This window comes from Dolichospermum sp. UHCC 0260 (genome assembly GCF_009711985.1).
Taxonomy (GTDB): Bacteria; Cyanobacteriota; Cyanobacteriia; order Cyanobacteriales; family Nostocaceae; genus Dolichospermum; species Dolichospermum lemmermannii.
In genome coordinates, this window is the sequence record NZ_VIKZ01000016.1 from 67,661 (window position 1) to 75,331 (window position 7,671).

The 7,671-nt window shown below is 38.4% G+C and carries 9 protein-coding genes and 1 pseudogene; 7 read left to right on the forward strand and 3 right to left on the reverse strand.

Annotation, left to right across the window (positions count from 1 at the left end; translation table 11 throughout):
- Positions 1 to 6 precede the first annotated feature (6 nt).
- Positions 7 to 342: a dynamin family protein gene (locus FJR08_RS23555; protein WP_254435718.1), complete on the reverse strand. Its 336-nt coding sequence runs from the start codon at positions 340 to 342 to the stop codon at positions 7 to 9.
- Positions 343 to 816: 474 nt separating this feature from the next.
- Here FJR08_RS23555 and FJR08_RS08545 point away from each other — a divergent pair, with 474 nt between their 5' ends.
- Together FJR08_RS08545 and FJR08_RS08550 are read left to right on the forward strand one after the other, a co-directional pair.
- A complete protein-coding gene (locus FJR08_RS08545) occupies positions 817 to 1,926 on the forward strand; it encodes an S-(hydroxymethyl)glutathione dehydrogenase/class III alcohol dehydrogenase (protein WP_168632867.1) in 1,110 nt (369 codons plus the stop codon).
- Between the two features lie 87 nt (positions 1,927 to 2,013).
- Positions 2,014 to 2,505, forward strand: a complete 492-nt coding sequence (locus FJR08_RS08550; RefSeq protein ID WP_015083096.1) for a DUF29 domain-containing protein — start codon at positions 2,014 to 2,016, stop codon at positions 2,503 to 2,505.
- Positions 2,506 to 2,599: 94 nt separating this feature from the next.
- Here the strand turns inward: FJR08_RS08550 and hemW are convergent, their stop codons facing one another.
- On the reverse strand, positions 2,600 to 3,784 hold the full coding sequence (hemW, locus tag FJR08_RS08555; RefSeq protein WP_168632868.1) for a radical SAM family heme chaperone HemW: 1,185 nt from the start codon (positions 3,782 to 3,784) through the stop codon (positions 2,600 to 2,602).
- Positions 3,785 to 4,026: 242 nt separating this feature from the next.
- Between hemW and FJR08_RS08560 the strand changes: the two genes are divergently transcribed.
- The 4 genes and pseudogenes from FJR08_RS08560 to FJR08_RS08575 form a co-directional block, all read left to right on the forward strand.
- Positions 4,027 to 5,103: a PIN/TRAM domain-containing protein gene (locus tag FJR08_RS08560; RefSeq protein ID WP_015083094.1), complete on the forward strand. Its 1,077-nt coding sequence runs from the start codon at positions 4,027 to 4,029 to the stop codon at positions 5,101 to 5,103.
- A 168-nt stretch (positions 5,104 to 5,271) separates the two neighbouring features.
- The gene (locus FJR08_RS08565; protein WP_039201952.1) at positions 5,272 to 5,652 is read left to right on the forward strand and encodes a DUF433 domain-containing protein; all 381 of its coding nucleotides are present in this window, start codon (positions 5,272 to 5,274) and stop codon (positions 5,650 to 5,652) included.
- Complete coding sequence (locus tag FJR08_RS08570) at positions 5,649 to 5,795, forward strand: hypothetical protein (RefSeq protein WP_168632869.1); 147 nt, start codon at positions 5,649 to 5,651, stop codon at positions 5,793 to 5,795. Before FJR08_RS08565 ends, FJR08_RS08570 begins: the two co-directional genes overlap by 4 nt.
- A gap of 99 nt (positions 5,796 to 5,894) precedes the next feature.
- Positions 5,895 to 6,161, forward strand: a pseudogene (locus FJR08_RS08575) (ACP S-malonyltransferase); the annotation flags it as partial.
- 61 nt (positions 6,162 to 6,222) lie between these two features.
- Here the strand turns inward: FJR08_RS08575 and FJR08_RS08580 are convergent.
- Positions 6,223 to 7,020 (reverse strand): D-alanyl-D-alanine carboxypeptidase family protein, encoded by a 798-nt coding sequence (locus tag FJR08_RS08580; protein ID WP_168632870.1) that lies wholly within the window; start codon positions 7,018 to 7,020, stop codon positions 6,223 to 6,225.
- An 84-nt stretch (positions 7,021 to 7,104) separates the two neighbouring features.
- Here FJR08_RS08580 and FJR08_RS08585 point away from each other — a divergent pair.
- The coding region (locus FJR08_RS08585) for an AEC family transporter (RefSeq protein ID WP_174783037.1) at positions 7,105 to 7,671 on the forward strand (567 nt) is incomplete at its 3' end.

Here is a 7,671-nt window from a genome sequence, read left to right on the forward strand (position 1 = left end):
GGTTTTTTAAATAATTAATTTTGACTCTTGAGAATGTTTGAGTGTTAAAACTCCTCCACTCATTTCTCCTGCTTCAATAGGCGCAATTTTTCGCCCTATTAACGCATTAACAATAGTTGATTTTCCAGAGGAAGTAGTTCCAATTGTAGCTATCCGAAAACTAGGATTTTCTAATCTGTCTAACGCTTCTTCAAAAGCACTTAAAAAACCTTCTAAGGAAGAGTTAATACTAGGATCTGCAAACACATCAGGAGATGAATTAACTAGGTTAGCAGTTGCATTACCTAATTGCTTTAATAGACTGCGAGCGCTGTTTAATTTGGCATCAATATTCATTACCATTAAGTTTACCTTTTTGTAATCTTGGTTGATTGAGAGTAGTAAAAATCTAATTTTTACAATGTTTTAAATCAAGGATGTAAATAGATGAGATGAAAAATATAAGCAAGATTGAAAAAACGGACACAAGCAAGACGCTTGCAATACTAAATATCATAACCATGTTTAAGTCTAATTGTAAATACTTATATAATTATTTTTTTGATACTTTTATTAAATTAAATACATAAAAATTAAATTATTTTAATAATCCGGGGAATAAATTCCCTGTCTCAAAGCCAAAGTTTAATTTACTGAAAGAACATTTGACAATTACATCCTGTAAATCCTTAAATCCTGGACATCCTGATTCAGACAATTGCTAGTTTATAATTTATCCAAGGTAAAATGATCCAAGGTGCGCGAATAGTAGGCGCAAACTATGATTATTCAGGTAGATATTAATCCCAAAAACGAACCTTAAAGGAGAATTGCATCTTGGAAGTTAAAGCAGCAGTAGCTTACACCGCAGGAAAACCTCTCACAATTGAAACTGTACAATTAGCACCACCACAAGCCGGAGAAGTCTTAATTGAGATTAAAGCCAGTGGGGTTTGTCATACTGATGCTTTTACCCTGTCTGGTAATGATCCTGAAGGTTTATTTCCGGCAATTTTAGGACATGAAGGCGCTGGTATAGTTGTCGAAGTAGGGGCTGATGTCAAAAGTCTCAAACCTGGAGATCATGTAATTCCTTTATACACTCCCGAATGTCGGCAATGTGATTATTGCCTAAGCTTCAAAACCAATCTCTGTCAAGCAATTCGCGGTACACAAGGACGGGGGGTAATGCCCGATGGTACGAGCCGTTTTAGTATCGGTGGCGACATGATTCACCATTATATGGGTACATCCACCTTTGCTAATTATACGGTATTGCCAGAAATCGCCGTTGCTAAAATTCGGGAAGATGCCCCTTTTGATAAAGTTTGTTATATCGGTTGTGGTGTGACAACAGGTATTGGTGCAGTTGTGAATACAGCTAAAGTAGAACCAGGCGCAAACGTGGTAGTTTTCGGTTTAGGTGGCATTGGCTTAAATGTGATCCAAGGGGCGCGAATGGTGGGCGCAAATAAGATTATTGGTGTAGATATTAATCCTAAAAAACGGGCTTTAGCTGAAAAATTTGGCATGACACATTTTGTCAATTCCCAAGAAGTTGCAGGTGATTTAGTTCCTTATTTGGTAGATTTAACAAACGGTGGTGCTGACTATTCCTTTGAATGTATTGGTAATGTCAATATCATGCGTCAAGCTTTAGAATGTTGTCATAAAGGTTGGGGTGTGAGTGTGATTATTGGTGTAGCTGGTGCAGGTAAAGAAATTAGCACTCGTCCCTTTCAATTAGTAACTGGCAGGGTTTGGAAAGGTTCGGCTTTTGGTGGTGCAAGAGGGCGGACAGATGTACCGAAAATAGTAGATTGGTATATGGATGGTAAGATTAATATTGATGATTTAATTACTCATGTGATGCCGATTGAAAAGATTAATGATGCTTTTGATTTGATGCACAAGGGGGAATCTATTCGGAGTGTGGTGACTTTTTAGGTTTTTGTTTCGCGCAAAGACGCTAAGGAGCAAAGGCGCAAAGGAAGAAAGGAGTTATAATTAATTCAAGGTTACTAGGTTTTAATTATGCAGACACAAGGGGGGAAAGAATCCGCTGTCAACCTGAATCTTTATGAAACGGATTTTTATGCCTGGACTCAACAACAGGCTAATTTATTACGTTATCAGCTATGGAATCAAGTTGATTTAGTTAATTTAATTGAGGAAGTTGAATCTTTGGGGAGAAGGGAACGCCAAGAATTGAGAAATCGTCTGATTATTTTAATTGGACATTTACTCAAGTGGGAATATCAATCATCAAAACGTATTCGTAGTTGGTTAGCAACTATTCGGATTCAACGCCGAGACATCATAAAATTACTGAATGAAAATCCTAGTTTGCAGTCTTCTCTAGAAGTAGCACTTGAGGAAGCTTATGAAAATGCTAGGGATTTAGCATCAGGAGAAACCAATTTACCGTTATCAACCTTTCCTTCTCAATGCCTATATTTATGGGAAGATCTAATTAACCTCAACTTTTATCCTGGTGACGTTGCAAATGATGATTTGATGCAATAATCGGCATTGCTAAATTAAAATATAAAATTGGAAACTCACAAATTTCAAACTTTGCGCCTTTGCTTCTTTGCGCCTTTGCGCGAAACATAATTTATTATTCTCCTAACTCCTCAAACAACTTCGCTAACATCACATTAGAAAATATAAAACCATCGGGATCGCTAAAACGCAACCTATCCCCAACAATCTTCACCCAACCCTGAGCAAAGTATGGTTGCAAACAGCTTTGAATTCTCTCAACTTGATGGTTGCCAAAGTTTGTTGCTAAGGAATTTAAACTGATTCCTTCGGCTAACCGTAACCCTAACATGAGAGTTTCTAACAAAACATCTACCTGTGGTGTGATTTCACAATCAATGACAGCACCATTTTTTAACCATTGGTAATATTCCTGGGTTTTGCGAGGACGGGTGAAGCGTTTACCTTGTATATAGCTGGCTGCACCCATACCAAAGCCATAATAGGGGCGATTTTGCCAATAAACTCGATTATGTTGGCATTGATGTCCTGGTTGGGCATAATTGGAAATTTCGTAATGTTCGTAACCTGCATCAGTTAAGGTTTTTTGCCCTAGTTGATACATTTTGACGGTGGTTTCATCTGTGGGTAAGGGATGATCTCCCGGTTTGTAATAACGATTGAAGGCTGTTCCGGGTTCAATGGTCAGGTCATAGATGGAAATGTGAGTTGGGGTGGCTGCTACTGCTTGGATTAAGGAATCTTGCCATTGTGCTAAAGATTGATACGGTAAGCCAGAAATCAAGTCTAAGCTAAATTCGGGAATCTCGACCTTGTGAATTAACTCTATAGCTGTAAATATATCTATAAGGGAATGCGATCGCCCAGCAGTTTTTAACAATTCTTCTTGGAAAGCTTGGACACCCAAACTCACGCGATTTACTCCTAAGCTACGATAACCAGCGATATGTGCAAAATCAAACGTCCCTGGGTCAATTTCCATAGAAATTTCTACCCCAGAGGCAATGCCAAATCGCTGTTCTAAGGTTGTCAATATAGATTGCAACTGTACTGTTGATAATAGTGAAGGAGTACCACCACCAAAAAAAATTGTTTCTAAAGGTTGACTATAAGTTGGTGCAATCCTGATTTCTTGACATAAAACTTCAACATATTCGCCAATTGTCCCAGAATTTTCGCCCCGTGAGTTATTCCCGACCACAAATACCGGAAAATCGCAATAAAAACATCGTCGCCGACAAAAGGGAATATGCACATAAGCAGAACTGGGAATCCCCCAACCAATATCTTTTTGACTCATTTTGAACAATAGTGAAGTTAATTTGATTTGACTGTTAAAAATAATGAAAATGAGGAGTTTGTTTACAACTTTTCATCCTTTTTCCCTAAAAATAAAAATAATATGCAGTAAAAACGCTTTAGTTATAATGTTGGCATATTCTGTCTGCCTGAGCAGCTAAGATGATTCCATCACTAAAAAGGACTCAAACAAGCATACTTTACTCTATCGAATAAATATCGTTGTAGGAACACAACATAACCATGCTGGATGTCATTATTATTCTCTCATTTATCTTGGCAGCGTCGGGAATAGGTTATTTCAGCACTGATCTACTCCCCCCTGGTACTCTTAATGGAGTTAGTGATTTAGATGCCTTACGCCTAGTTTTCGCTGTCTTTGCTGCCATTATCGGTGGTGCAGTCGGGCTGAGTTTCCAGACTACATACCGTCGGCTAGAGTCACAAGTCCGGGAAATGCCCCTAGAAGTCATTCTCACCCGTGCCATTGGCTTAGTAATTGGGCTATTACTCGCCAATCTGATGTTAGCCCCGCTATTTTTATTACCCATTCCCCCAGATTTTGGTTTTATCAAACCTCTTGTTGCGGTTGTTGGCAGTATTATCCTCTCTGTTACAGGAATGAACTTAGCAGATACTCACGGACGGGGTTTGTTAAGATTAATTAACCCCAATACTGTAGAAAGTATGGTGGTGGAAGGAACTCTTAAACCTGCTAATACTAAGGTTTTAGATACTAGCTGCATTATAGATGGCCGGATTGAAACATTACTAGAAACAGGATTTCTAGAAGGATTAATTCTTGTCCCCCAATTTGTTTTACAAGAATTACAACAAGTAGCTGATGCTAGTAAAGACCAAAAACGGGTCAGGGGAAGAAGAGGATTAGAAATTCTCAACCGCATTCGGGAAACTTATCCTGAACGTATTTTAATCAATCCTGTGGACTATGAAGATACTGCCACTGTTGATGCTAAATTGGTGCGTTTTGCTCAAGAAATCAATGGCACATTACTCACCAATGATTATAATTTGTCGAAAGTTGCTAGTGTGCAAAAAGTTCCAGTTTTGAATGTTCATGATTTAGTCAATGCTGTTCGTCCAACTTATTTACCTGGTGATTATCTTGATTTGAAAATTCTCAAAGAAGGAAAAGAACCAACTCAAGGAATTGGCTATTTAGATGATGGCACAATGGTAGTAGTGGAAGAAGGTAGAGGTTATGTTGGTGGTGAATTGCGAGTAGTAGTTACCAGTGCTTTACAAACTTCTGCTGGGAGGATGATTTTTGCCAAACCCCAAGCTTCCGCATTAGCCTAAGGAATATGGCACGGAAAACTAGAGTTAAATTATGTAAATCGGTGTGGGGAACTGCACCGATTTTGTTGATTAAGCTGAATGCTTGTATTTGGCTGATCAATCTCAAACAGGGTATTGTTATCTAATTAATATTAGAATACGAATAGTAGTTGGTAAATAAATTTAGATATGAAGACCATCTTATCAAGTGAAAAAGCATTTATTATTCGGACTGAGCGAGGACTCACAATTGCGGGAACGCGCATCACCCTTTATGATGTAATAGATTTGATCAAGGCTCAGTATCCTCCTAAGTTAATTCGAGATAAATTCAATCTCACAGATGAACAAATTAGTGCAGCTTTATCTTACATTGACACAAATCATACTCAGGTAGAAGCTGAATATCAAGAAGTTCTACAAACTAGAGAAGAAATTTATCAATACTGGGAAGAACGTAACCGCGAACACTTTGCAAAAATGGCAGCAAAACCACAAAAGCCCGAAAAACAGGCTCTTTGGGCGAAACTTGAGGAGCAAAAAGCCCAACGTACCTCAATAAAGCCATGATATTTTTAGTGGATTACAATCTTGATGGATACGCTGTAGTTTTGCTGGGAATCTTGGCGAAAAACGGTTGGCTTGAGTTACTATCTATTCGTTTTGTCACATTTCGAGAAGCGGATTTATCAATAGACATCTCCGAGAATTAAATGTACGTGACTTGAAACCCTTGTAGAGACGTTCCATGGAACGTCTCTACGATCTTTTTCGGAGATGTCTAATGGTACGATCTTTTTCGGAGATGTCTAATGGATAGTAATGACCGCGCAGTTTGGTGTTATGCTCAAGCAAATCAAATGATGATCCTCACCGCTAATCGGAATATGAAAGGTGAGGATTCATTAGAACAAGTAATGCGTGAAGAAAATACAGCAACTTCATTTCCTGTGATTACAATTGGGAATCTTGATCGCATTGACGAATATGATTATCGAGAACAATGTGTTGATCGTATAGTTGAGATTATCATAGATATTGATAATTATTTGGGAGTAGGTCGGCTTTTCATTCCATAAACATCATAAAACAGTCTCATTATTGCTTCAGTGTCAGATATTTGATATTCTCTGACTATCATTATGGTGTTTTTACAGGTTTGATATTTTTGGCTTTATAAAATGTTTCTAAACTATCAGTATCGCCGACAAAACGCCAATGCCAAGGTTCATAACTGACACCTTGAAGATTATTTTTCGGAAAGGAAATTTCAAAACTAAACTTAGCCGCATTAGCCTGTAACCACTGATAAGCTTTGGTATTATCAAAATTGGCTTGGAGATTAGTTGCTGGGACTGTGCCATCGCCAACATCCACCGCATAACCTGTATGATGTTCACTATGATTTGGTGGTGCGCTGAGGGCTGCTCTTTCGGCTGGGGTTTGATTCCGCTGTGCGCCTACACCGAAAAATAACTGCTTTTGCTCTTGTACAGAACGAAAGCCAGAAATTGGAACTAAAATTACACCCGCACTTCTAGCGGTTTGTACCATGGCTTGAAACTTGACAGCGGCAGATTTTCGCATTCTGATTCTACTGTCACCCGTAATTGGGGCTAATTCTGATTCTGGTGCTTCTGAATAGGGAAAATGTCCCAACACTGTATCATTATTATTTGGGGTATTAGCGGCTATGGGTGTAGAACTAATCGGTGCAGCTACAGAATTAGCAGTTGGCTTAGGTGTTGTCAGCGAAAACAAAAAACCACTAGAGACAGCCAGTAGCAAAAATCCTGTTAATCCACCTATAATCAAAACCACAGGTTGGACTTTGATCTTACTTCCTGCATCATTTGTATCGCGTAAAGCTACTGGGATATCATCACCAGAGAGAGGGTAGGAATTGTGCGGTTTTTTAGGAAACCCAGCTTTATTCAAGTTTTTGCTCCTGTTTGTGTTTAATAGTTAGTTAAAGAAGAAATGAGTTTTGTTTAATGCTTAATTTTGAATTATGGTGTAATTTTGATAAATCTTTTAGAACTATATATCAAGTTAGTGGGATTAATCCTAGTGGGATTTATACTGCGACGTAAGTTGCCTAACAATACTTCCACCTACGTAGGTCAATTTCTCTATTGGGTGGGAGTACCTATAAGCATCATCGGTTTTTTACTACAAACAGATTTATCAGGACAGATTTGGATTGCACCGATAATAGCTCACTTGGCAATCTTTCTGGGGGCATTATTAGCTTGGTTAAGAATCAAAGCCCAAGCCCATTTCATTGATTCAGTTCCCCCCGCGACAACTCAAGGTAGTTTGATTCTAGCAGCAATGGTAGGTAATACAGGTAATTTGGGTTTTCCCATTACTTTAGCAATGGTAGGTAAAGAATATTTTGCCTGGGCTTTATTTTACGATATGTTGGGTTCGCTGTTTGGTGCTTATGGTTTAGGTGTGTTTCTTGCTGCTAAGTTCGGTAATAATACTCAAAATCAGATGCAAATAGCAAAGGTAATTTTGATTAATCCGGCTTTATGGAGTTTTGGATTTGGCTTATTATTGCATCAAGTGACGCTTCCCTCTCCA

Bases quoted from the DNA above. Each gene is read 5' to 3' on its own strand.
- FJR08_RS23555 (WP_254435718.1), bottom strand. From the start codon at position 342: ATGGTAATGAATATTGATGCCAAATTAAACAGCGCTCGCAGTCTATTA.
- FJR08_RS08550 (WP_015083096.1), top strand. From the start codon at position 2,014: ATGCAGACACAAGGGGGGAAAGAATCCGCTGTCAACCTGAATCTTTAT.
- hemW (WP_168632868.1), bottom strand. From the start codon at position 3,784: ATGAGTCAAAAAGATATTGGTTGGGGGATTCCCAGTTCTGCTTATGTG.
- FJR08_RS08560 (WP_015083094.1), top strand. From the start codon at position 4,027: ATGCTGGATGTCATTATTATTCTCTCATTTATCTTGGCAGCGTCGGGA.
- FJR08_RS08565 (WP_039201952.1), top strand. From the start codon at position 5,272: ATGAAGACCATCTTATCAAGTGAAAAAGCATTTATTATTCGGACTGAG.
- FJR08_RS08570 (WP_168632869.1), top strand. From the start codon at position 5,649: ATGATATTTTTAGTGGATTACAATCTTGATGGATACGCTGTAGTTTTG.